We start from the raw sequence: 22,774 nt of genomic DNA, 5'->3' as shown, positions 1-22,774 counted from the left end.
CTTATTCTTCTCTTGCATCGGCATTCAGCGTGACTTCATCGACAACTTGTTGAAACATTTCCCGCATTTTCTGCTGCCGTTGTTCGGTCAGCTCCGTTTCTAACGCGAGGCGACGTTCGAATACGTCGCTGACGCTTAGCTCATTCAACGTTTCTTTCTCTTGCTGATGAATACTGTTTTGGCGCTGCTCTTTACTGCGGCGCAGGAGTACCACTTCAACCGGGAGATTCTCCGTCAATGCCTGAATGCGTCGCTGAATATCGCTGAGATAGTCTTGGGTGGCGACTTCAATATCCAGCCATACCGGTGGGCCGGAAAGTTGGCTAAAGGCAGCGAGCTGCTGCTCTATCTGCCGTAAATCCCCTTTGATTAATTGCATCGGTTGCCACTGCGGGACAGTCAGAGTCTCCACCCCGGCAAGGCTTTGCCCTGAGAACTCCACCAAAAATACGCTCTTCTCTTTATTCAGTTCATCAAAACTGAGAGGAATCGGGGAGCCGCTATAGCGAATATGCTCCGACTTTGCTACCTGCTGAGCGCGGTGGATATGGCCCAGAGCGATATAATCAGCGGGGGGGAAAGCCTGAGCAGGGAAGGCGTCAAGCGTGCCGATATAAATGTCTCGAACTGAGTCGGAGGTGCTGACGCCTACGGTCGTTAAGTGACCCGTGGCGATAATGGGCAAGGGTAATGCTAGCCGCTTGCGCAGGTTGACCGCCGTTTGATAAAGCTGCTGATAATGTGCCGCGATGGCTTCTTGTAGTGCTAATTGTTTTTGCGATCCGGATTCTCCCGCCTGACTGGCGATCAGATCTCTTGGGCGTAGAAAAGGGATCGCACACAGAATGGCTCCGGGCTGATCTTCACGATCGTGTAGAATGAAAACCTGTTGTTCCAGATCGTTGCTGGCGTGGGCAATCACCTTGGTATTGAGATAGGCCAACAGTTCGCGTGACTCATTTAAGGTTGCGACAGAATCATGGTTACCGCCAAGAACCACTAACTGACAGCCCGTCGGCTGAAGATCGACCACAAACCGGTTATATAACTCGCGGGCGTAGCTCGGTGGCGAACCTGTGTCGAAGATATCGCCGGCAACAATTAACGCATCAACCTGATGTTCTTCAACTTTTTGGATTAGCCAGCGTAAAAAAGCCTGATGCTCCGCCGCCCGGCTTTTGGTGAAGAAATACTGGCCTAAGTGCCAGTCTGAGGTATGTATAATGCGCATAAAACTCCCGCTAGGGCAGGTAATCAATGGCGCTGATTATAAACGTTGAGAAGGGGATGTCGCGGTTAAAAAGGAGGATTGGTTGAAATCCCAGAACGGCTTCGCAAAGTTGCTGAAATAACCTTGCAACACCCTTTCGGTTAGCCGCTATGCTTATTGGCTGCAAAGGGATGGTTTTTTTCATAAAACTGTCATAAAACTGACGCATAATGGCGCGGAAATCAAATAGCAACCGCTAACATATTGGCAGGATTGACGATGGCAAGACGCATACTGGTGGTGGAAGACGAAGCGCCGATTCGCGAGATGGTGTGTTTTGTGCTGGAGCAAAACGGCTACCAACCGTTAGAAGCCGAAGATTATGACAGCGCGGTTACGCGCTTGTCCGAGCCTTTCCCTGATTTGGTACTGCTAGACTGGATGTTGCCAGGCGGCTCTGGGATTCAGTTTATCAAGCATATGAAACGTGAAGCCATGACCCGGGATATTCCGGTGATGATGCTGACCGCCCGCGGTGAAGAAGAGGATCGGGTGCGCGGGCTGGAAGTGGGAGCCGACGATTACATTACCAAGCCTTTTTCTCCCAAAGAGCTTGTTGCCAGAATCAAAGCGGTGATGCGCCGAATTTCACCGATGGCCGTGGAAGAGGTGATTGAAATGCAAGGGTTAAGTCTCGATCCTTCTTCTCATCGGGTCATGGCTAACGAAAAAGCGTTAGACATGGGGCCAACCGAGTTTAAATTACTGCATTTCTTTATGACTCACCCGGAGCGGGTTTACAGCCGCGAGCAGTTGCTAAATTATGTTTGGGGCACTAACGTTTATGTGGAAGACCGCACTGTTGATGTCCATATCCGCCGTTTACGCAAGGCGCTTGAATCCGAAGGGCATGACAAAATGGTGCAAACCGTCCGGGGCACCGGATACCGTTTCTCAACGCGCTATTAAGTATGTAGTGCCGGAGAATGTGTCGTGCTAGAACGCTTATCATGGAAAAGGCTGGCTATTGAGCTGGCACTTTTTTGTCTGCCCGCGCTATTGCTCGGGCTTTTCATTGGTTATCTCCCTTGGCTATTACTGGTTTCAGTATTGGCAGCGCTGATCTGGAATTTTTATAACCAGCTTAAACTTTCTCATTGGCTATGGTTAGACCGAAGCATGACGCCACCGGCCGGACGCTGGAGCTGGGAGCCGCTGTTTTATGGTCTTTATCAGATGCAACTGCGTAATCGGCGGCGGCGGCGTGAGCTGGCGCTGTTGATAAAACGTTTCCGCAGCGGCGCTGAATCCTTGCCCGATGCGGTGGTTATGACGACCGTAGAGGGAAATATCTTTTGGTGTAATGGATTAGCGCAGAATTTACTGGGCTTTCGTTGGCCGGAAGATAACGGCCAGCACATTCTTAACCTGCTGCGTTACCCGGAATTTACCCATTATCTGCAACAGCAGGAATTCAGCCGCCCATTGACCGTGCAGCTTAATAATGGCCATTACGTTGAGTTTCGCGTTATGCCTTATTCAGAAGGGCAATTACTGATGGTGGCGCGAGATGTGACGCAAATGCGTCAACTGGAAGGCGCGCGGCGAAATTTCTTTGCCAACGTTAGCCATGAATTACGGACGCCGTTAACTGTACTGCAAGGCTATCTGGAAATGATGCACGATCAGGAACTGGACGCGGCATTGCGCGGTAAAGCCTTGAATACCATGCAAGAGCAGACCAAACGGATGGACGGTTTGGTGAAGCAATTATTGACGTTATCAAAAATCGAAGCAGCACCAAATGTGGATATGAATGAGCGAGTGGATATTCCACTGATGCTGAAGCTACTACAGCATGAGGTTCAGGCGTTAAGCAGCGGTCGCCATGAGATTACTTTCCGCGTGAATGAACAGCTTAAAGTGTTTGGTAATGAAGACCAGTTGCGCAGTGCCGTATCCAATCTGGTGTATAACGCGGTAAATCACACGCCAACCGGTACAAAAATCGAAGTGTGCTGGCAATTGACGCCGCAGGGCGCTCAGTTTCAGGTCAGTGATAACGGGCCGGGCATTGGGCCGGAGCACGTTCCTCGTCTTACCGAGCGCTTCTATCGGGTAGATAAAGCCCGTTCGCGGCAAACCGGCGGAAGTGGGCTTGGGCTGGCGATTGTTAAACATGCGCTGAGTCACCACGATGCGCGTTTAGAGGTCATGAGTGAAATTGGTTTGGGGACGCGTTTTGTCTTCACCTTACCGAAGCGATTGATTGTTCCCACGGTTTTAGCTGAGAATGCGGTCAAAACCTAGGCTTTACGGACGATATTCTGATGATGAAATGGAGCAAAACGGCGTTACTGGGTGCAATGTTATGGGTCAGCACTCCGGTTTTTGCTCAGGCACCGGTTGGGATGCTTTCCGGTAATCTTTCCAGCGTAGGCTCTGATACGCTGGCGAATCTGATGTCTCTGTGGGCGGAAGATTTCAATCATCAGTATCCGAGTATTAATCTGCAAATTCAGGCCGCCGGTTCGTCAACCGCACCGACGGCTCTGGCCGCAGGTGCAGCTCAACTTGGCCCGATGAGTCGTCCGATGAAAGCCGCCGAGATTGCCGCTTTTGTTCAACGCTATGGCTATCCTCCTTTAGCCGTGCCTGTGGCGGTGGATGCGTTGGTGGTTCTGGTGCATCAGGATAATCCGCTGGTGGGGCTGAGTTTGTCACAGCTGGACGCCATTTATTCGCAAAATCAATTATGTGGTGATAATAAGCCAGTAAACTTATGGGCTGATCTTGGGCTGAAAGGCCCGTGGGCTGGGCGTTCTCTCCAGCGTTATAGTCGGAACTCAGCTTCCGGCACCTACGGTTATTTCAAACAGCGTGCTTTGTGCGGCGGCGATTTTCGCAGCCAGGTCAATGAATTACCTGGTTCAGCCTCGGTGGTTCAGGCTGTCGCAACCTCGCTGAACAGTATCGGTTATGCCAGCATTGGTTTTCGCGCCAGTGGCGTCAGATTATTACCTTTGTCGGTATCAGGGCAGGATTACGTCATGCCAACCGCCGAAAATGTTCGAAATGGCCGTTACCCCTTGTCCCGCTATCTTTATATCTACGTCAATAAAGCCCCTGATAAACCTCTAGAACCGCTAACGGCGGCGTTCTTGCAGCGAATTCTATCTCCAGAAGGGCAAGAACTGGTGAGTCGTGACGGCTATCTCCCCTTATCGCAAGAAAGCTTGAAAAAGGCCCGTTCAGCGCTGGGATTTACCCACTAATTTAGTTGGATATGAATTTATTTCATATGCAGTGAAAATTCCTCTATTGAATCAAAATCGGTGAGATGACACTCTCCAGTCAATTTATTTGGACGTCTGGATGTCTATTTGTAACTCAAAGAAACTATCCATTCGGTAAATTATTTGTGCCGTGGCGGCTTTAGTCGGCGGTATAGGATCTGGAGCCTGTTATGCAAAGAACGACCCCTGCTTTTCGCGCCGATGTTGTCGGCAGTTTGCTGCGTCCTGCGGCGTTGAAACAGGCGCGCCAGCAGCGCCTGAACGGTGATATCAGCGCTAGCCAGTTACGCGAAATTGAAGATAACGAAATCAGGTACATAGTGGCAAAGCAGCAGGAGGCGGGGCTGCAATTGGTGACCGATGGCGAATTTCGTCGAGCCTGGTGGCATTTCGATTTCTTCGAAGGTTTGGAAGGAGTTGAAGGTTACGATGTCGAGCAGGGCATTCAGTTTAACGGCGTTCAGACGCGCGCTCGCAGTATCAAAGTGGTTGGCAAACTGGGCTTTAAATCCCATCCAATGCTGGAGGATTTTCTTTTTTTACAAAGTATTGCCGGAAACTCCGTGGCTAAAATGACTATCCCCAGCCCGAGCGTGCTGCATTTTCGCGGTGGCCGTAACGCTATAGATAAGCAGGTTTATCCCGATCTGACCGCGTATTTTGACGATTTAGCTCAGACCTATCGTGATGCTATTCAGGCCTTTTATGATGCGGGCTGCCGTTATTTACAGTTGGACGATACTGTGTGGGCTTATCTGTGTTCGGACGATCAGCAGCGTCAGATCAGAGAGCGTGGTGAAGATCCAGAGCAGTTGGCGCAGATCTATGCTCAGGTGCTCAATAAGGCACTGGCAGGCAAGCCGGCGGATTTGACTATTGGTTTACATGTGTGCCGCGGTAATTTCCGCTCGACCTGGATTTCAGAGGGCGGTTATGAGCCAGTAGCGAAAATATTGTTTGGCACAGTTAACGTCGACGCTTTTTTCCTTGAATATGACACGGAACGTGCCGGTGGTTTCGAACCTCTGCGCTTTATCAAACCGGGGCAGCAACAGGTGGTTTTGGGGCTGATTACCTCGAAAAATGGCACCTTGGAACAACCGCAGGCGGTGAAAGAACGTATCGCCGAGGCGGCCAAATTTGTCGATATTGAACAACTCTGCCTTAGCCCACAGTGTGGCTTCGCTTCGACGGAAGAAGGGAATAGCCTGACGGAGCAGGATCAGTGGAAAAAACTCAGGCTGGTAGTCGATATTGCTAACGACATTTGGTGAGTTTTTGGGCGGTGAAGGCCGCCCAATGCTAATAATTGATTAAAAATGATACAAATCATATGGCGTGTATTTCTCAATAACCGACATGTTTAACTAGTATTGAAGAATTATCTGGTTGATGACTCTGCTTTTCCGATCCAGACTTGCCTTTCTCCGCTATAAACGTTCTACTTAGCCCCCGTTGTTGGTTTATTCCATCTGCATATAACTTCAAAAACACTGCAAATCATCGAAACCGATTAGTCGGAAATTAGCGCTCTCTGTGAAGCGTTATAGCGTTTTCGATCGAGCCGGAAAGACAACAACCCAGGGTTTTCCTTTTTGGTCCTTTTAACTAGGCAACACGACAACCACTATGAGTCATCGTTTATCATCTAAAGACATACTGGCATTAGGTTTTATGACCTTTGCCTTATTCGTCGGCGCGGGCAACATCATTTTCCCGCCTATGGTTGGCCTTCAGTCTGGCGAGCACGTTTGGATAGCCGCACTTGGCTTCCTGATCACTGCCGTGGGTCTGCCGGTCATCACCGTTATTGCATTGGCGCGCGTTGGTGGCGGTATTGATGCGCTGAGTTCGCCAATTGGTCGTACTGCGGGCCTGGTTTTGGCGACCGTCTGTTATCTGGCCGTCGGCCCACTGTTTGCTACTCCGCGTACTGCGACCGTTTCTTTCGAAATTGGTATTGCTCCGTTGACTGGCGATGGCCCATTGCCGTTGTTTATTTATAGCCTGATCTATTTCGCGCTGGTTATTGGTATTTCGCTTTACCCAGGCCGTCTACTGGACACCGTCGGGCATATTCTGGCTCCGCTGAAAATTGCTGCACTGGCTATTTTGGGCGTTGCTGCGGTTCTGTGGCCTGCTGGCCCGCAGATTCCTGCAACCGAAATCTATCAGCAAGTGCCTTTCTCTTCCGGTTTCGTTAATGGTTATCTGACCATGGATACGCTGGGAGCAATGGTATTCGGTATTGTTATCGTGAATGCTGCGCGTTCTCGCGGTGTAGTTTCTTCCGGCTTGCTGACTCGCTACACCATTTGGGCTGGCTTAATCGCTGGTGTGGGTCTGACGCTGGTTTACCTGAGCCTGTTCAAACTGGGTGGCAGCAGCGGTACGTTGGTACCTGATGCGCAAAACGGCGCAGTGATTCTGCATGCTTACGTACAGCATACCTTCGGCGGTTTGGGCAGTATGTTCCTGGCGGCGCTCATCTTCATCGCCTGTATGGTCACTGCGGTTGGCCTGACCTGTGCTTTAGCCGAATTCTTTAGCCAATATCTGCCGTTGTCTTACCGAGCGCTGGTATTCATTCTGGGCATTTTCTCCATGTTGGTATCCAATTTGGGGCTGAGCCATTTGATTCAAATTTCCATTCCAGTAATGACGGCGATTTATCCTCCGTGTATTGTGCTGGTGATTCTGAGCTTCACTCTGCGTTGGTGGCGTAATGCCAGCCGTATCGTGGCTCCAACTATGTTGGTCAGCCTGTTGTTCGGTATTTTGGGTGGAATCAAGACATCGACCTTTGCGCATTTCCTGCCTGCTTGGACTGAACAGTTACCGTTGGCGGGCCAAGGCCTGTCTTGGTTGCCACCTTCCTTGTTGATTCTGGTGGTGGTAGCGGTCTACGATCGCATTTGTGGACGTCAACGAGTTACTGCCAAACAGTAATTGCCGCAGAAGAGAGTATCTTTAGCCACGCGCCTTTGCTCGTGGCTTTTTGCTGAAAGAAGACGGGATATTGTTATGGAATTACCAGTCAAAAATAAGCTAAAACGCGGGCTGACTACTCGCCATATCCGTTTTATGGCCTTGGGTTCAGCAATTGGTACCGGCCTGTTTTACGGCTCGGCGGACGCCATCAAAATGGCGGGCCCAAGCGTGTTGCTGGCTTATCTGATTGGCGGCATCGTCGCCTTTATCATCATGCGCGCACTGGGTGAGATGTCGGTGAATAACCCACAGGCCAGCTCCTTTTCCCGTTATGCGCAGGATTATCTGGGGCCGATGGCCGGCTATATCACCGGTTGGACATACTGCTTTGAGATTTTGATTGTCGCTATCGCCGATGTGACCGCCTTTGGTATCTATATGGGCGTCTGGTTCCCTGACGTGCCTCATTGGATATGGGTGCTGAGCGTGGTATTGATTATCGGTGCGATCAATATGATGAGCGTGAAGGTCTTTGGCGAACTGGAGTTCTGGTTCTCCTTCTTCAAAGTTGCCACCATCATCATCATGATTTTGGCCGGTATCGGCATTATTGTCTGGGGGATAGGCAACGGCGGGCAACCGACGGGAATTCATAACCTGTGGACGAACGGCGGCTTCTTCAGTAACGGTTTTGTCGGCATGATGCTGTCGCTGCAGCTGGTCATGTTTGCCTACGGCGGTATTGAAATCATCGGTATTACCGCCGGTGAAGCAGAAGATCCGAAAAAATCGATTCCTAAAGCGATTAACTCAGTGCCGTGGCGAATTCTGGTGTTTTATGTGGGCACCCTGTTTGTGATTATGTCGATTTATCCGTGGAATCAGGTCGGCACTCACGGTAGCCCATTTGTACTGACGTTCCAGCATTTGGGTATTACTATTGCTGCAGGTATCCTGAATTTTGTGGTTATTACCGCGTCTTTATCGGCGATTAACAGCGATGTATTCGGCGTGGGCCGTATGCTGAACGGTATGGCTGAACAAGGCCACGCGCCCAAAGTCTTCGGTGCGATTTCTAAGCGCGGTGTGCCTTGGGTGACGGTGTTGGTGATGATGGGGGCAATGCTGATTGCCGTTTATCTTAACTACATCATGCCAGAAAATGTCTTCTTGGTGATTGCATCACTTGCGACCTTCGCGACCGTTTGGGTGTGGATCATGATTCTGTGTTCCCAAATCGCTTTCCGCCGTTCATTGACCAAAGATCAGGTTAAAGCATTGGATTTCCCTCTGCGCGGCGGGGTGTTTACCTCGGTTGCTGGGATTATTTTCCTGCTATTTATTATCGGCCTGATTGGTTATTTCCCAACGACGCGCATTTCGCTGTATGTCGGCCTGATATGGGTGGCCTTGCTGTTGGCGGGCTACTACCTGAAAGTGCGTTTTCAGAAAAAACAGGCTGCGTCGGTAGCATTATCTAAATAATATTTGCCGATTGAATACATCCAGAAAACCGGGCTAATAACCCGGTTTTTTTATGGGTGACGTTTTAATGCGTTCGGTTAGTTTTAGGCAGTTTTTCGATTTTTTTACAAAGAGACAAAACCCCATCTTCGACCTGCTGCGGATACTTTAAGCTGAGTGATTCAGCCACTTTACGCGCCAGCTGGCTATAAAGCTGAATACTGGCGTAAAAGGCTTGGCGGGCGCTGTCCGCATCAAATTGACCAAAGGTTTGGTGCAGCTCTTGCCATATGTGTGGTGCCAGCCACTGCGGCATATGGCTACCTTGATGCCAGGTATCTACGTCCGATGTTGATTTTGCCAGTGCTTGCCATTCCATCATCTGTAGTAATAGCTCCTTCATGGTCCAGTCTCGTAGTTTGACCGTCCATAACTCCCCACGGTACAGATACTTAGGAATATGAGCGGCTTCAAACCAGAATTCCTCGACGCTGGCCTGAAACTGTTTTTGAGTGGGCAATGGGGGTTGCTGGCTTATTCCGCTGGCGGCAGGTAACTGAGAAGCAACGCCATTTTTATCCAGTAACGCCCGATAGCCCCGCTGGTACAGCGAGTCCAGCGTTGCGGCATCGATCATGGTTTGCAGCCGCGTACTATCTGCGAGGGTAAAATCCACCTTGGTTCCATCGCGGTAGAACACCAGCCGGGTTGCCCACGCCTGATTTTCATCGGGATCGAGCGGGAGATAGGTCAGTATGTCTCCGATCTCGCCGATCCAGTCGCTGTTTTTCAGGAGATCCTGCGGTCGTTCGGCAATGATTTCAATATCGATATCCGAAAGTTCGTCGATCATCCGATCCTGACGCGCCAGCGAACCGGTCAGAATCAGTGCGGTAATATCTGAGCGCTTATTGGCCCAGTCAATAATCTTATCCAGATAATCCGCTACGCCCATGGCATTCTCCCTGTTATTTATTTTGTCATCAGCGGGCAGTATACCTGAGGTAAAGCTTGTTTCTGCTTCCTCCTCCCCCCGGCTCCTCCCTGATATTTATGCTGACAGATGAGGGGATTGCACCAGCAACATGGCATCGTTGGCATATTGAGATATTGGGTCACTTTATCGATGCTATAGGCGCTCTTGGGTCAGATCGCGCGATAATTATGCTGAATAGTGGAGAGTTATATGCTTAGTGGTTGGCATTTACCGGTTCCCCCTTACATACATTTACGTGATGACACATTACACATCAGTCTATGGTTACAGGGTGATGACTTACCGGAGCAGGTTTTTTTGCGCTGTGAGCCGGATAATGAAGAGTGGCTGCTGACGATGAAAGGTCGCGATCACGATGGTTTTCGCCGTTATCGCGGGACTTTGCCACTGCGTGAAGGGCAGCCGACTCGCCGCTATTGTTTTAAATTGCTCTGGGCCGATCGCCAGCAATGGTTTAGTCCGCTGGGTTTTTCGGTGGTGCCTCCGGCTCAGCTGGCGCAGTTTGCCGTTGATGTACCTGACTCGGGGCCGGATTGGGTTGCCGATCAGATTTTTTATCAAATATTTCCCGATCGTTTCGCCAGTAGTCAGGGCAGTCACTGCGTGCAAAACGGTAGCTATTTCCACTATGCGGCCGATTGTCCGGTGGCGCGGCGAGAGTGGGATGAGCCGCTGGAAGACATTCATGCGTCTTCCACATTTTACGGCGGGGATTTAGCCGGTATCTGCCAAAAGTTGCCTTATCTGCAAAATTTAGGGGTGACGGCGCTGTATCTGAACCCAATTTTTACCGCCCCCAGCGTACATAAATACGACACGCAAGATTATTATCAGGTCGATCCCTATTTAGGTGGTAATGAGGCTTTTCTGCAACTACGGGAAAAAACCCATAGCGCAGGCATCAAGCTGGTACTGGACGGCGTCTTTAATCACACCGGTGATTCCCATATCTGGTTTGACCGGCATCAACAGGGAACCGGTGGCGCCTGCCACGATGTCGAATCGGTTTATCGCGACTGGTTTAACTTCTATCCCGACGGGCAGGCGTTGGACTGGAAAGGCAACCGTAGCTTGCCGAAGCTGAATTTTGCCGCTGATGGCGTGGTGAATCAGATTTACCAGGCTGATGATAGCGTAGTGCGTCATTGGCTACGCCCGCCGTACAGTATCGATGGCTGGCGGTTGGATGTGGTTCATATGCTTGGAGAGCAGGGGGGGGGCCAAGGGGAATCTGCGCCATTTAGCGGGAATTTATCAGGCGGCTAAACAAGAAAATCCCCAAGCTTATATTTTGGGTGAGCATTTTGGTGATGCGCGTAACTGGCTACAGGCAGGCGTTGAAGATTCGGCGATGAATTATATGGGGTTTGCGTTACCGGTTCGGGCATTTTTGGCCGGAGTTGACGTTGCTGCTCACCCGATAACGCTGGATGCGGCTGAGTGCGTTCAATGGATGGACGGCTACCGCACCGGTTTATCCCATAACTGCCAGCTACGCTTATTTAATCAGTTGGATAGCCATGATACCGCTCGTTTTATGAGTTTGCTGAAAGGCGATCAATCCCGCATGAAAATGGCCTTAGGCTGGTTGTTTAGCTGGATCGGCGTGCCTTGCCTGTATTACGGCGATGAAGTGGGATTAGACGGTGAAAACGATCCGTTCTGCCGTAAAACCTTCCCGTGGGATGAAAATCAGTGGGATCGACAACTGCTTGAGTTGAGTCAGCGCATGATTGCCCTGCGGCGAGAAAGTATAGCGCTACGGCGCGGTGGCTGTCAGGTGGTGTTCGCCAGTGGTGATTCACTGGTGTTTGTGCGCACTTACCGACAGGAGCGAGTATTGATCGCGTTGCAGCGCGGTCAGGGCGCTGAAATTAGTTTACCGGAGTCGCCGCTGCTTAATGTAGAAAACTGGCGGCGTGAGGAAGGTGATAGCCAGCTCATGTTGAATGCGCAGAATGTAAATCTGCAATTGGCTGGAGAAAGCTTCAGCCTGTGGCGCGGAGTGGGTAAGTACTGACTCTATGAGTCTGACATGAAACTAAAGCCCATAATCCACAGCGAAAAATGCCGTGGATTCAAAATAATTGAATTACAGCGACTGATTTCTCCACTTTTTTCCTTGCCGTTTTTGTCCTATGGTGAATATTCCCGCTGCTAATCATTAAGCGTCAATGCGGCAATACGAGTGGAAAAGGATAAACAATGAGCGCAACTAAGAAAACGGCATTAATTATCGGGGCATCTCGTGGGCTGGGCTTAGGTCTAGTGGATGAACTTAACCAGCGCGGCTGGTCGGTGACTGCCACGACTCGTCAGCACGCCAAAGAAACCGGTGCCAATCACTCTCGCTGGCTGGTATTGGATATTAATCAGCCGGCCAGCATTGAGGCATTTTTGCCACAGATTGCAGGGCAGCAATTTGATCTGATTTTTGTGAACGCGGGTGTAGCAGGCCCAGAGCATGAATCTGCTCTCAAGGCGACACCGGAAGAAATTCTGGCCTTATTCCAAACTAATACCGTTTCTCCTATCCGTATTGCCGAGCATTTATTGCCTTATCGCAAGCCACATAACAGCGTATTGGCGTTTATGTCCTCGCAGCTTGGCAGTATTACTAGCAATGAGAGCGGGCATAAGCCTTTGTATTCAGCCAGTAAAGCTGCGCTCAATATGATGACACGTCATTTAGTGGCAGAAACGGCGGATAATTCATTAACGGTATTGTCCTTCCATCCGGGCTGGGTAAAAACCGATATGGGCGGTGATGCTGCACCTTTAACCATTAGCACTAGCGTGCGTGGCGTGGTGGATCAGGTTGAGAAGTTAGCAGGTAAGGGCGGCCATGCTTTTATCGATTATCAGGGGCGCGCATTGCCTTGGTAACCATAAACCCCATCCATAACGGATGGGGTGTTTTATCGAACAGTCGTTCAGGTGTGGGGCTTTATTTCATTATCTAAATCGAAAGATATAAATAAATCTAATTTATCAATAACCTATGGCTGCACCTGCCGGGCGCCGAACATCGTTGGCACCGTAGAGATAACCTTCCCGAACTTTGCCTGAAACCGCAGAGTCATTGCCTGAATTAGCCGGCGACACGCCCGCCACGTTCGGCAAGCCCACCAGAATTAACTCGGCGGCTCCCCACGGGCTTTGTTCAACCATTTTATAGCCCATTTCCTTCAGGATTTTCAGGCTGTCAGCAGACACACCGCGTTGCTCGTAATACACCTCATCCGGTAACCATTGGTGATGAATGCGTGGCGCATCAACCGCTTCCTGCGGAGCCATACCGTGATCGATAATATTCAGCGCAGTTTGTAGTATGATAGTGATGATACGCGAACCGCCTGGTGAACCCAGAACCATATAGATCTGACCATCTTTGGTCACTAACGTCGGGCTCATAGACGATAGTGGGCGCTTACCGGGGGCAATGGCGTTAGTCGCTCCCTGAACCAATCCATACAGGTTCTGTTCGCCGACTTTGACGGTAAAATCATCCATTTCATCATTGAGGAAGAAACCGGTACCTGGTGCGATGACGACTGCACCAAAGCGGCCGTTCACGGTATAAGTGGTTGAAACGGCGTTACCTTCATGATCGACAATCGAATAGTGAGTCGTTTCCGGTTTTTCGTGAGGTTGCCTACCGGGCTGAACATTTTCTGATGGCGTGGCTTTGCCCGGCACGATTTGTTTACGAATCTCATCGGCGTAGCTTTTACTGAGCAGGCGATCGATAGGATTTTTAACAAATTCAGGATCGCCGAGGAAGGTGTTGCGGTCCATATAGGCGTGGCGCATGGCTTCGGTCAGTGTATGAATATAGGCCGCTGAGTTAAAGCCCATGCTTTTCACATCGTAACCTTCGAGAATATTCAGCGTTTCGCACAGGGTTACGCCGCCAGAGCTAGGAGGCGGGGCTGAAACAAATTTATAGCCACGATAGCTACAGGTAACAGGTGCGGTTTCGGTAATTCTATAGTTGGCAAAATCTGCCGCGGTCAGAATGCCACCGCCTTTTTTCGATGCATCTTCCACTGCCTGTGGAATTTTCCCCTGATAGAAAGCGTCAGGCCCTTTTTCTGCGATAGCTTCTAGCGTATTGGCTAAATCGGTCTGTACCAGTCTATCTCCCGGTTCAAAGGGCGAACCGTCTTTACGCAGGAAAATACGAGCAGATTCAGGATCTTCACGAAAACGCTTGGTGGTGGTATCGAGAATGTCTGTATCAGCACGCGTTAGGATAAAACCTTCCCGCGCCAGACGAATCGCCGGTTCCATCACTTGCTTACGTGTTAATTTACCGTATTTCTTCTGTGCGCTGTCCATGCCCAATACGGTTCCCGGAACGCCGGAGGCCAGATAGCCGTACAGACTGGCATCTTTAGTCACTTTACCGTCTTTATCCAGATACATATCGGCGCTGGCGGCGGCTGGAGCCGTTTCACGGAAATTGATAAAGGTGTCTGTACCATCGGCTAAATGAATGGTCATAAAGCCGCCGCCGCCGATATTCCCGCAACAAGGATTAACGACCGCCTGAGCATAGCCCACGGCCACTGCTGCATCGACTGCATTACCGCCCATTTTCAGAATATCAACGCCAACCTGAGAAGCGAGATGCTGAGAGGAAACAACCATGCCATTTTTAGCTTCCACTGCTGGCATAGAGGCTGCATGTAAGTTACCGCTAACTAACAAGGCTACGACAGTCAAAGGCATCGTCCATTTTTTTAAAAGCATACTGACTCCTGTAATGAGTTATTTTTCATAAATCTCTGACATATCTACGGGTTAAGTCCCTGGTGTTGCCGAGTATTCACAACACCTTTTGGTGCAAACATCACGCCAATTATTTATTTAATAACAAATGATTTGTTTATTAACTAACCGGTTACAGATTAGCTCGGTGCGAGCCGTTTTGCAGCGCGGAGAGCAGGACAATTAAAAGTGACGTAGAAAAATGTCGGTGGGATCACGTTGCACTAATAAGGGGCAGTAACAAGAAAAGGAGAGAGGCGATGGTGCTGGGAAAGGTATGGGCGTAAAAAAACCAGTCAGCGTGAACCGACTGGTTGATATTATTCGATTAAATCAGGATTTAACCCAATTTCACTTCGGCTTGATTACAGCTTTGAAGCGTTTTTAGACAGGTATTTTGCTACGCCGTCTGGAGAAGCGCCCATACCTTCCTGGCCTTTTTCCCACTGTGCAGGGCAAACATCACCGTGTTCTTCGTGGAATTGCAGCGCGTCAACCATACGGATCATTTCGTCGATGTTACGGCCCAGTGGCAGGTCGTTAACTACCTGGTGACGAACAACACCGTTTTTGTCGATCAGGAATGAACCGCGCAGCGCTACGCCAGCATCTGGATGCTCGATACCGTAGGCTTGTTGGATTTCACGTTTGATATCAGCAACCATCGCGTATTTAACTTCGCCGATGCCGCCGTTTTCGATTGGGGTTTTACGCCATGCGTTGTGAACAAATTCTGAGTCAAAAGAAACACCAACAACTTCAACGCCGCGTTTCTGGAATTCTTCGTAACGGTGATCGAAAGCAATCAGCTCTGAAGGGCAAACGAAAGTAAAGTCCATTGGCCAGAAGAACAGGACGGCTGGTTTGCCGTTCAGGTGCTTTTTCAGGTTGAAGTTTTCAACGATTTCGCCGTTACCAAGTACAGCAGCCGCAGTAAAGTCAGGGGCTTGACGAGTTACCAGAACCATAAATTACTCCTGTTAATAGGGATGGATTAACGAGTTGGGATAAAACTTTCGTCACAGCATAGGGAGTTAGCCACAATCAATAAAGGTCTATATACCAATTGCTGTGATAGTTTCTATCTATCAATAACTTAATTTTGTATCTTTTGTCTTGTTAAGATACCCACTTTGACATAAAGAGCAAGTGACTTAAATCAAATAAGCCATACCAGACTTACCGATAGGCTAAATCTGTTTATGCTGCGCTTTGTGCATCATTTGTGGGTAGAACTGCCAGAATACCTGCTCCAGCGGTTGATAATGTTGCTCAATATCGTAAAACGAGCCAGCCAGTGCAGACAGTTTAGGACGACGATTCGCCATGCCTTGTAACACATTCGCGATAAAAGGCAGCTCGGCATAGCGTTCCAGCCAACGTTCGGGCCACAGATAAGCATTCAGATTCTGGAAACGTTCAGGCGTATGCGGGAGCTGCGGAATGATTTGCTGCTGAGCCTGCAAAATAAACGCTGGCAGAGCGATGTCTGGCACCAATTCATCCCAGTGACGTGCCAGAAAATGATCCCACAGGACATCCAGCGTGATTGGCGCAACCCGGCGAAAATCAGTGCTAAAGTAGAGCCGCGCTTGCTTAACCTGCGGTAGCGTGTCAGTCATCACATCGACACGGCGATGCATCATGATGCCAGCCACAACCTCTTGGCTATAATCATGCTGCGGATTGCCGCGAACGAAGTCGGCCATCAGATTGCCCAGTAGCGAGCTGTCGGACAAACTGGCTAAATGAAGGTGAGCTAGAAAATTCATCCGCAGAGTATAATCCAAATAGCAGGTTATCTTGCTTAATTCTTGCAGCCAACCCTTGGCGGCTCTAGACTAGGCGGCCTGTTTTTGTCGTCTAAAGTGGAAAACCATGCGTGTTGCCGATTTTTCTTTTGAGCTGCCAGAGTCACTGATTGCTCATTATCCACAGCCCCAGCGTAGTGGCTGTCGTTTGCTATCGTTGGATGGCCCGAGTGGGGAGTTAACCCACGGCATTTTTACCGATTTGCTGGATAAGCTGGAAGCGGGCGACCTGCTGGTTTTCAACAATACCCGCGTGATACCGGCACGCCTTTTTGGTCGTAAGGCCAGCGGCGGCAAGCTGGAAGTGTTGGTCGAGCGAGTGTTGGACGATCATCGGGTACTGGCGCACGTTAGGGCGTCAAAAGCGCCGAAACCGGGCGCTGAGCTGCTTCTGGGCGACAATGAAAGTATCCGCGCCACCATGCTGGCGCGCCACGATACGCTGTTCGAGTTGCGTTTTGATGAAGAACAGGACGTTTTCAGTATTTTGAATGCGATTGGCCATATGCCATTGCCTCCTTATATAGATCGCCCTGATGAAGATGCCGATCGCGAACTGTATCAAACCGTATACAGTGAGCGTCCGGGCGCGGTGGCTGCGCCGACAGCAGGGCTGCATTTTGACGAGCCTCTGCTGGCTGCGCTACGAGAAAAAGGCATCGAAATGGCCTTCGTCACTCTGCACGTTGGCGCGGGGACCTTCCAGCCAGTGCGAGTAGAAAGCATCGAAGAACATATTATGCATTCCGAATATGCCGAAGTACCGCCAGAGGTTGTGGACGCGGTATTGGCATGTAAAGCACGGGGTAAAAGAGTGGTCGCGGTGGGAACGACTTCGGTTCGTTCTCTGGAAAGTGCAGCCAAAGCCTGTGAGAATGGCTTAATTGCTCCTTTCTTCGGTGATACGCGTATCTTTATTTATCCAGGATATCAGTATCAGGTTGTGGATGCGTTGGTTACTAACTTCCATTTACCAGAGTCCACGCTCATCATGCTGGTTTCTGCATTTGCAGGATATAAAAACACCATGAATGCCTATCAGCAGGCCGTGGCGGAGCAATATCGATTCTTTAGTTACGGCGATGCGATGTTTATCAGCCGTAACCCACTGGCACCGCAAGAGACGGTTAACCAGTAATTTACAGGCCACATACTTTGTGTGGTCAGGCAATAGCAACATCAGACTGTTTATCTGATGCTATCGCCGATTAGTGATTAATGGTTGGCGTAAATTTACTTTTATTTCATTAACTTACAAGCGATATTCGGTTGGCGTTTTCACCACTTCCAGCGTCGTGTGCCAGAAACGTGACAATGCCACTGAATTTGCTTAAATGTTCACCGCTCAGGTGGGCGTATTTATTTACCATTTCAAGTTTCTCCCATCCGCCCAATTCCTTCAGCACCATGATCGGAGTTCCACTTTGAACATGCCAACTCGCCCAGGTATGGCGAAGGTCATGGAACCTGAAATCTTCAATCCCTGATAACAACATGGCTCGGTCAAAGTCGGTCCTGTTGATATACCCCTCTTTGGCTCCATCAGCAGAAAATACAAATTCATTATCAATCGGTATTTTCCTCATGATGGCTACAGCATCATCGTTAAGCGGAAGTGGCCTCGCCCTTCCAGACTTGGCATTGTCCGCTGTGACAACCGCAACCCTACGCCCTAAGTCAACATCTCTCCACTTCAAAGAAAGTATCTCACCAAGCCTTGCACCGGTAAGTAATGCAAACGAACATACATGCTTCATCCAGTCATGACGCAGGTTGTCAATAAGGCACTTTGCCTCGCTCTTCTCTATCCAGCGAATTCTCACCTTTGGCTCACGCAGAGACTGAACATATGGCTCCCGGTCCAACCACCCACTTTTATCAGCAAGCGAGAACCCTCGCATAATGAATGATCGGTACCGGTTTCTGGTTGCGTTAGCCAGGCGCTTCCTTGTCATCAAATTATGCGTTGGTAGGTTATCTGTTATTTCCTCTCCGGATATAGAAGAGATTAGCCGCCCACCAAAAACACTAAGCCAGTACCGAGCATATATCTGTTTATTAGTGAAGCTGGATTGCCCCTCCGCATCCCGCAATGCTAGGACCATCAGATCCTCAAATAACTTTTCAGGCCGCTTATCTAGGTTTGCCACGGCCCATAACTCATGCTTTATCTTGTCGTGCAATCTCTGCGCTTTTGACTTTTCATCGGTGCCAGAAGAGCGTCTAATTCTTGTTCCGTCTGGCGCTGAGACATCGATCCAGTACATTTTACCTCTTTTGTAGATCGGCATTTCTTCTTCTCCTTACCGCCTACAACAGCCAGCCGGATGACATTGTTGTCATTTGCGGCCTGTTGTTCAAACTTTTTAAGACTGTCCAGATTGGCTCTCCAGCGATCACCAACCTTAAACATGTGAAATTTGAGTGGGTTTTTGTAAATGGTTCCGGCTGAAATCCTTAAGATCGCGGCATATTCTTTAATCTTTATAAATTTCTCGACCTCTTGCATATGGACCTCCTGAGAAACTCCATCACCTCTCCCACTTAAACTGACCATTCAGCACACCGATAGCAAAAAGCAGCCAAGCCAGCTTGTAGCCAAGTGGCTTTAGCTTTTCATAGTGACGTAGGATGATTGGACGGGTCACCAGGTCTTTATTGGTGTTGGCCGGCAGTGCGGCGAGGGCATTATTTATTTCGTCGTTACATTTCTTTGCTACTGACTGGAGGGCGTTTTGCTTTTCTTGTGGAGTCACACATTCACTCCTTCCAGCAGAACAGCCACCAGTAGGTGATGATGCCGCCGATAAAGAGCAGCACCCAATCCAGGTAAATTATTAGTTCGCTCATATGGCCTCAGCTCTCCCCGGGATCAGTTGAATAGACTGGCCGCACTCATTGCCCCAGGTATCCCATCCCTGCAACTCCTTCCTTGAAAACAACTCGATGCGCTTCACATCCCCATAAAGCATTTCCAGCCGGTTGCGAACTTCCCACGGCTTTTCGCTGTGATGACCAAGCGGCGAGTAAACTACTTGCTTAATACTGGCGTTCAGCCGCTCCAGCCCCCGCCCGCGCACGGCGATTAACACATCTTCCGTGTTGGCTCTCGTGTAGTTACCGCCATTCATCCGTGACTGGTCATTCAGTAGGGTGAGGAAATCGTAAAAATCCTGCACCTCACCGGCGGCCAGAGCCTTGTTAATGTGCTCTTCGGCCAGTTGGTTTAGCTTTACCCAGGTGAACCCCTTCATCGTGCGCGCCTGGAAACCCCAGGATTCGGCGACTTCCTGAGCCTCTTGGTTGAAATTTCCCGTGTACCACATGGCTAGCACAGCATCCGGTGCTGACATCGACCAGACAGGCAAGCGTTTCAGCTCTGCTAACGTCATCGTTCCATAGTGATTATTTGCCGCCCCGTTGCTGGCCTTGTTGCTGTACTGCCACGGCGGGTCGCAATAGATAAGCTGGTAGTCACTCATGCCGCATTCCTTTTCCGCCGTTCGTCAATCTCATGGTCATCCCGGCAGTCAGCATCACAGAACAACCCACGAGTAATTGCCCTGCGGCACTCAGAAAAGTGGCAGCGCCCGGTGAATGTCATTGTTGGTTTTGGACGGTTGGCTATTGCGGTGTCGATGTTGTGTTGTTCGAGAGCTGAAGCGTTATCGATATCGTCGGGCATTATGCTGCCTCCGCAATATTGGTTGGTATACGCCAGCACTTAATTGAATAATTCCCGCTGGGCTTTTCTGTGCATTCGGCGCCAAAAAATGAATTACTTATTGCACCGCTTGGATGCGGGAATTCGCCATTGCCACGGCCTTTGATAAAGGCATTTAATGCACGCGTGGCAAATTCAATGCAGCCGGAGTCCGGCGCCGTAATGGTTATTCGCATAGGGGATACTCCAGATTTAGTGAAATCCGTTTCTTCATATCCGTGAAAATGGGGAAGAGGTTAGCGGCGTACTTCGCCACATATCAGCACTGTCGCCGGGCGGCGTTCTTTAATCAGCGCGGATACGTTCTGGCATTCTGTCTGGGTAGGGTAGATATCGTCTGAAACTGGCAGCGCTTCGCAGGCGTCAAGGCCGCAGGAACTGACAAGTAGGACAAAGCCGATTAGCATTATTCCTCCGCTGGCTTGGATGCTGTGAATAGCTCATCATATTCACTGGCTATAATGGATTAGTTCGGTAAAGGGCCTTTCCCCACATGGCTATACAACTCATGCGCGGCGGAACTAATGGCAGATAACAAAGTAACGTTGTCCATGTTACGGATTACGTTCAGCGCTTTCTTCTCCGCCCCATACACCGTTAACATGCGGTCAGACTCCATGAAGTAGTCCATGTGCTTGCGCAGTACCACGTCGATAATAGTCGTAGGCTTGTTCACTACTCACCCCCTTCAACCGGATAGACTGGTGCTGTAGGTAGCGGTTTCCAGTGCTGGAATTGATTTATTGGCGCACCATCATCATCTTCATTGTTCACTGGTTGCCAGTAGTCGCCATTATCACCTTCTTCGATTTGGTAGGTGATGTGTTGAACAACACCATTCATAGCAACAAGAACGGGGGTGTAAGGGGCTGGATAAGTCGGGCCTAGTACATTCCACCCATCAGGCACAAGTAGCCGCGCCTCTGCTGCCTCTGCGCGTTGCTTCAATTCAGCGTTTTCATTCTCTAATGATATAACCTTCATGCCGTTATGGCACGCCGCGCCATGCCAAATCCTGTAATCAGCAAATTCAAGGTCAGCCAGTTTCTTCTCTGCTCTCTTGGCCCGTTCATCTGCGCCAATAAGAGCATTCGCTAGCTTACAAATTATCTCATTGTCAGTATCTGCCAGCTTGTGCCAGTCAGCATCATCTTGTGCCGCTGCTCCTGCAACAGAACGCCAGTCACTTATTTCTTTCTCTGCCGCTTCCAGCTTGGCTAGCAGTGAATCAACGTACTCTTGCGAGTAAAGCATTATTTGCCTGTGCGGGTCGATGTTGCGGTCATCAGGATTGATTTGAACAAGTAACCAGAATATCCCCGCTCCATGTCTTGCAGTTCTTCTGCATCTGTCCACGCCACCGGCTTGCTTAGCTCTTCTATATGCTTATCCATTCCCATCACCTCAAAACGAATCAATAATCAGATAAGCAATACCCGCACAACAGATAGCGAGTATCACCGACAATATTAAAAGCCGCTCGGATGGAGTGGCTCGGTATTGGAGTGCCTTGTTAATGGCTTCTCGAATTTTTGACACAACTATTCCTCAGCAGACTGACTGCCGGTTAAGTGGAGGGGTAAGGGATTTAAGCCACCAGTCCGTTAGCAGCGACTGATAGCTTCAAGCATGAGTTGAACCGCTCCGCAATCAATTGCGCTTTAAATGGGTTCCGTTCAATGCGGTTCTTCGGGGTAATCCATCCATGATGTATTCGGGGATAAGGTAGCGTCACCGCGCCTACCGTGATGTTTCCATGCGGATTATCCATATATCTGTTACCCCACGGATTCTTCCATCTCAGCTTTTCTGATGCTGTAAATGTCGATCGCCTTTTCCAGCTGGTCGGGGTGGCTAGCGAGGACACGCTGGCTGTATTTGAAGAATTTCTCCAGATCTGCAACTGACTTTGCGTTGCTGGCTGCGTTGGTGAAGTCAGCAAGCAGGGCATCAGGTGAGCGMTNCATCWNASKWYWGYMRTCWCCAGTTCGCCCTCGATTGGCTCCGCTTTCTTGGTGTTGATCATCTTGTTCAGGTCGGCATTGGTGCGCGGGGTTACATCTCGCTCAGGCTTTGGTTTTCCGTCCAATTCATCAGTGGAGTAAACGCCGAGAATAACCTCGGGGCAGTAGAGGCGAGACCAGCGCTTAACGGCTAGATAGGCCAATTGTTGCTTAGGGTCGCTTGCCCACAGGGTGGAGTTTCTCACCTGAGCCTGAGACAGAAGAAGCTCAAGAACGCGCGGTTCATCCTCCCCCTTCATCGTCGCCCACACTCGAATCCCTAAGCCTTTCTCGTCTGCCAGAGTCCAGTCTGGTGCTATGTATTTATTGCCGTTCTTTGAAACTTTTTCTGCGAACTTGCCGATCACGTTTTCCCATGGGCCAAACCATTCATAATGAATCCGGTCTTTTGTAGGTGCCATTGCGTAAATTACCGCGTTGACCAGTTGCGCCTCATACCCCAGCGTTCCGCTGACGACGTGGGTTTTCTGGGCAACAACAAACGGGTTCATACCCCATTGAACGGCTTGCATTGCAACAGCCATGCAATCAGCTTTGTTACCGG

At 49.8% G+C, this 22,774-nt stretch carries 23 protein-coding genes and 2 pseudogenes; 9 read left to right on the top strand and 16 right to left on the bottom strand.

Annotated elements, in window-relative coordinates:
• Position 1: 1 nt before the first annotated feature.
• Positions 2-1,231, bottom strand: coding sequence for an exonuclease subunit SbcD (sbcD, locus tag PL78_RS06520; RefSeq protein WP_064514135.1), 1,230 nt, complete (start codon positions 1,229-1,231; stop codon positions 2-4).
• Positions 1,232-1,489: 258 nt separating this feature from the next.
• Here sbcD and phoB point away from each other — a divergent pair, with 258 nt between their 5' ends.
• The 6 genes from phoB (at position 1,490) to proY (ending at position 8,922) form a co-directional block, all read left to right on the top strand.
• Complete coding sequence (gene phoB / locus PL78_RS06515; RefSeq protein WP_049598476.1) at positions 1,490-2,179, top strand: phosphate response regulator transcription factor PhoB; 690 nt, start codon at positions 1,490-1,492, stop codon at positions 2,177-2,179.
• Positions 2,180-2,203: 24 nt separating this feature from the next.
• A complete protein-coding gene (phoR, locus tag PL78_RS06510) occupies positions 2,204-3,520 on the top strand; it encodes a phosphate regulon sensor histidine kinase PhoR (protein WP_064514133.1) in 1,317 nt (438 codons plus the stop codon).
• Positions 3,521-3,543: 23 nt separating this feature from the next.
• The gene (locus PL78_RS06505; RefSeq protein WP_064518295.1) at positions 3,544-4,485 is read left to right on the top strand and encodes a PstS family phosphate ABC transporter substrate-binding protein; all 942 of its coding nucleotides are present in this window, start codon (positions 3,544-3,546) and stop codon (positions 4,483-4,485) included.
• 191 nt (positions 4,486-4,676) lie between these two features.
• Positions 4,677-5,780, top strand: a complete 1,104-nt coding sequence (locus PL78_RS06500; protein ID WP_064514131.1) for a cobalamin-independent methionine synthase II family protein — start codon at positions 4,677-4,679, stop codon at positions 5,778-5,780.
• Between the two features lie 355 nt (positions 5,781-6,135).
• Entirely contained in the window at positions 6,136-7,455 is a 1,320-nt protein-coding gene (gene brnQ, locus PL78_RS06495; RefSeq protein WP_064514129.1) for a branched-chain amino acid transport system II carrier protein, read from the top strand.
• A 75-nt stretch (positions 7,456-7,530) separates the two neighbouring features.
• Positions 7,531-8,922 carry a proline-specific permease ProY gene (proY, locus tag PL78_RS06490; protein WP_064514127.1) on the top strand — a complete coding sequence of 464 codons (1,392 nt, stop codon included), beginning with the start codon at positions 7,531-7,533 and terminating at the stop codon, positions 8,920-8,922.
• Between the two features lie 64 nt (positions 8,923-8,986).
• Here proY and PL78_RS06485 read toward each other — a convergent pair whose 3' ends face one another.
• Positions 8,987-9,856 carry an aminoglycoside 6-adenylyltransferase gene (locus PL78_RS06485; RefSeq protein WP_064514125.1) on the bottom strand — a complete coding sequence of 290 codons (870 nt, stop codon included), beginning with the start codon at positions 9,854-9,856 and terminating at the stop codon, positions 8,987-8,989.
• 231 nt (positions 9,857-10,087) lie between these two features.
• Here PL78_RS06485 and malZ point away from each other — a divergent pair.
• Both malZ and PL78_RS06475 read left to right on the top strand, forming a co-directional pair.
• A pseudogene (gene malZ, locus PL78_RS06480) lies at positions 10,088-11,918 on the top strand (maltodextrin glucosidase).
• Positions 11,919-12,103: 185 nt separating this feature from the next.
• Positions 12,104-12,784: an SDR family oxidoreductase gene (locus PL78_RS06475; protein ID WP_064514122.1), complete on the top strand. Its 681-nt coding sequence runs from the start codon at positions 12,104-12,106 to the stop codon at positions 12,782-12,784.
• Positions 12,785-12,889: 105 nt separating this feature from the next.
• Here PL78_RS06475 and ggt read toward each other — a convergent pair whose 3' ends face one another.
• The 3 genes from ggt to PL78_RS06460 form a co-directional block, all read right to left on the bottom strand.
• Positions 12,890-14,653: a gamma-glutamyltransferase gene (ggt, locus tag PL78_RS06470; RefSeq protein ID WP_064514120.1), complete on the bottom strand. Its 1,764-nt coding sequence runs from the start codon at positions 14,651-14,653 to the stop codon at positions 12,890-12,892.
• 383 nt (positions 14,654-15,036) lie between these two features.
• Complete coding sequence (locus tag PL78_RS06465; RefSeq protein WP_064514118.1) at positions 15,037-15,639, bottom strand: peroxiredoxin C; 603 nt, start codon at positions 15,637-15,639, stop codon at positions 15,037-15,039.
• Between the two features lie 222 nt (positions 15,640-15,861).
• Entirely contained in the window at positions 15,862-16,443 is a 582-nt protein-coding gene (locus tag PL78_RS06460; protein WP_064514116.1) for an ACP phosphodiesterase, read from the bottom strand.
• Positions 16,444-16,549: 106 nt separating this feature from the next.
• Here PL78_RS06460 and queA point away from each other — a divergent pair, with 106 nt between their 5' ends.
• Positions 16,550-17,620 (top strand): tRNA preQ1(34) S-adenosylmethionine ribosyltransferase-isomerase QueA, encoded by a 1,071-nt coding sequence (gene queA / locus PL78_RS06455; RefSeq protein WP_064514114.1) that lies wholly within the window; start codon positions 16,550-16,552, stop codon positions 17,618-17,620.
• A 109-nt stretch (positions 17,621-17,729) separates the two neighbouring features.
• On the opposite strand, the gene PL78_RS06450 is transcribed toward queA, so the two are convergent.
• The 11 genes and pseudogenes from PL78_RS06450 to PL78_RS20985 all read right to left on the bottom strand — a co-directional run.
• Positions 17,730-18,749, bottom strand: coding sequence for a tyrosine-type recombinase/integrase (locus PL78_RS06450; protein WP_235601013.1), 1,020 nt, complete (start codon positions 18,747-18,749; stop codon positions 17,730-17,732).
• Positions 18,650-18,991 carry a hypothetical protein gene (locus PL78_RS20770; RefSeq protein ID WP_071889768.1) on the bottom strand — a complete coding sequence of 114 codons (342 nt, stop codon included), beginning with the start codon at positions 18,989-18,991 and terminating at the stop codon, positions 18,650-18,652. Before PL78_RS20770 ends, PL78_RS06450 begins: the two co-directional genes overlap by 100 nt.
• A 22-nt stretch (positions 18,992-19,013) precedes the next feature.
• Positions 19,014-19,238, bottom strand: coding sequence for a hypothetical protein (locus PL78_RS06445; RefSeq protein WP_064514109.1), 225 nt, complete (start codon positions 19,236-19,238; stop codon positions 19,014-19,016).
• A 90-nt stretch (positions 19,239-19,328) separates the two neighbouring features.
• Complete coding sequence (locus PL78_RS06440; RefSeq protein ID WP_064514107.1) at positions 19,329-19,964, bottom strand: MT-A70 family methyltransferase; 636 nt, start codon at positions 19,962-19,964, stop codon at positions 19,329-19,331.
• 202 nt (positions 19,965-20,166) lie between these two features.
• Positions 20,167-20,382, bottom strand: a complete 216-nt coding sequence (locus tag PL78_RS06430; RefSeq protein WP_049602376.1) for a hypothetical protein — start codon at positions 20,380-20,382, stop codon at positions 20,167-20,169.
• 60 nt (positions 20,383-20,442) lie between these two features.
• The gene (locus tag PL78_RS20580; RefSeq protein ID WP_167349940.1) at positions 20,443-20,613 is read right to left on the bottom strand and encodes a hypothetical protein; all 171 of its coding nucleotides are present in this window, start codon (positions 20,611-20,613) and stop codon (positions 20,443-20,445) included.
• 59 nt (positions 20,614-20,672) lie between these two features.
• Entirely contained in the window at positions 20,673-20,882 is a 210-nt protein-coding gene (locus PL78_RS06425; RefSeq protein WP_064514105.1) for a hypothetical protein, read from the bottom strand.
• Positions 20,882-21,460, bottom strand: a complete 579-nt coding sequence (locus tag PL78_RS06420; protein WP_064514103.1) for a DUF551 domain-containing protein — start codon at positions 21,458-21,460, stop codon at positions 20,882-20,884. Before PL78_RS06420 ends, PL78_RS06425 begins: the two co-directional genes overlap by 1 nt.
• Entirely contained in the window at positions 21,460-21,600 is a 141-nt protein-coding gene (locus tag PL78_RS20460) for a hypothetical protein (RefSeq protein WP_158513759.1), read from the bottom strand. The genes PL78_RS06420 and PL78_RS20460 overlap by 1 nt, the downstream gene beginning before the upstream one ends.
• 194 nt (positions 21,601-21,794) lie before the next feature.
• The gene (locus PL78_RS19940; protein WP_084414297.1) at positions 21,795-21,977 is read right to left on the bottom strand and encodes a DUF1317 family protein; all 183 of its coding nucleotides are present in this window, start codon (positions 21,975-21,977) and stop codon (positions 21,795-21,797) included.
• A 7-nt stretch (positions 21,978-21,984) separates the two neighbouring features.
• Positions 21,985-22,774 (bottom strand): annotated as a pseudogene (locus tag PL78_RS20985) (RecT family recombinase); the annotation flags it as partial.

The sequence above is a fragment of the Yersinia entomophaga genome, assembly GCF_001656035.1.
GTDB classification, from domain to species: domain Bacteria; phylum Pseudomonadota; class Gammaproteobacteria; order Enterobacterales; family Enterobacteriaceae; genus Yersinia; species Yersinia entomophaga.
This window is presented reverse-complemented; position numbering and strand designations above follow the sequence as displayed.

Excerpts from the sequence above, each read along its gene's own strand:
- sbcD (WP_064514135.1), bottom strand. The coding sequence starts at position 1,231 with ATGCGCATTATACATACCTCAGACTGGCACTTAGGCCAGTATTTCTTC.
- phoB (WP_049598476.1), top strand. The coding sequence starts at position 1,490 with ATGGCAAGACGCATACTGGTGGTGGAAGACGAAGCGCCGATTCGCGAG.
- PL78_RS06505 (WP_064518295.1), top strand. The coding sequence starts at position 3,544 with ATGAAATGGAGCAAAACGGCGTTACTGGGTGCAATGTTATGGGTCAGC.
- PL78_RS06500 (WP_064514131.1), top strand. The coding sequence starts at position 4,677 with ATGCAAAGAACGACCCCTGCTTTTCGCGCCGATGTTGTCGGCAGTTTG.
- brnQ (WP_064514129.1), top strand. The coding sequence starts at position 6,136 with ATGAGTCATCGTTTATCATCTAAAGACATACTGGCATTAGGTTTTATG.
- proY (WP_064514127.1), top strand. The coding sequence starts at position 7,531 with ATGGAATTACCAGTCAAAAATAAGCTAAAACGCGGGCTGACTACTCGC.
- PL78_RS06485 (WP_064514125.1), bottom strand. The coding sequence starts at position 9,856 with ATGGGCGTAGCGGATTATCTGGATAAGATTATTGACTGGGCCAATAAG.
- PL78_RS06475 (WP_064514122.1), top strand. The coding sequence starts at position 12,104 with ATGAGCGCAACTAAGAAAACGGCATTAATTATCGGGGCATCTCGTGGG.
- ggt (WP_064514120.1), bottom strand. The coding sequence starts at position 14,653 with ATGCTTTTAAAAAAATGGACGATGCCTTTGACTGTCGTAGCCTTGTTA.
- PL78_RS06465 (WP_064514118.1), bottom strand. The coding sequence starts at position 15,639 with ATGGTTCTGGTAACTCGTCAAGCCCCTGACTTTACTGCGGCTGCTGTA.
- PL78_RS06460 (WP_064514116.1), bottom strand. The coding sequence starts at position 16,443 with ATGAATTTTCTAGCTCACCTTCATTTAGCCAGTTTGTCCGACAGCTCG.
- queA (WP_064514114.1), top strand. The coding sequence starts at position 16,550 with ATGCGTGTTGCCGATTTTTCTTTTGAGCTGCCAGAGTCACTGATTGCT.
- PL78_RS06450 (WP_235601013.1), bottom strand. The coding sequence starts at position 18,749 with ATGTACTGGATCGATGTCTCAGCGCCAGACGGAACAAGAATTAGACGC.
- PL78_RS20770 (WP_071889768.1), bottom strand. The coding sequence starts at position 18,991 with ATGCAAGAGGTCGAGAAATTTATAAAGATTAAAGAATATGCCGCGATC.
- PL78_RS06440 (WP_064514107.1), bottom strand. The coding sequence starts at position 19,964 with ATGAGTGACTACCAGCTTATCTATTGCGACCCGCCGTGGCAGTACAGC.
- PL78_RS06430 (WP_049602376.1), bottom strand. The coding sequence starts at position 20,382 with ATGCGAATAACCATTACGGCGCCGGACTCCGGCTGCATTGAATTTGCC.
- PL78_RS20580 (WP_167349940.1), bottom strand. The coding sequence starts at position 20,613 with ATGCTAATCGGCTTTGTCCTACTTGTCAGTTCCTGCGGCCTTGACGCC.
- PL78_RS06420 (WP_064514103.1), bottom strand. The coding sequence starts at position 21,460 with ATGCTTTACTCGCAAGAGTACGTTGATTCACTGCTAGCCAAGCTGGAA.
- PL78_RS20460 (WP_158513759.1), bottom strand. The coding sequence starts at position 21,600 with ATGGATAAGCATATAGAAGAGCTAAGCAAGCCGGTGGCGTGGACAGAT.
- PL78_RS19940 (WP_084414297.1), bottom strand. The coding sequence starts at position 21,977 with ATGGATAATCCGCATGGAAACATCACGGTAGGCGCGGTGACGCTACCT.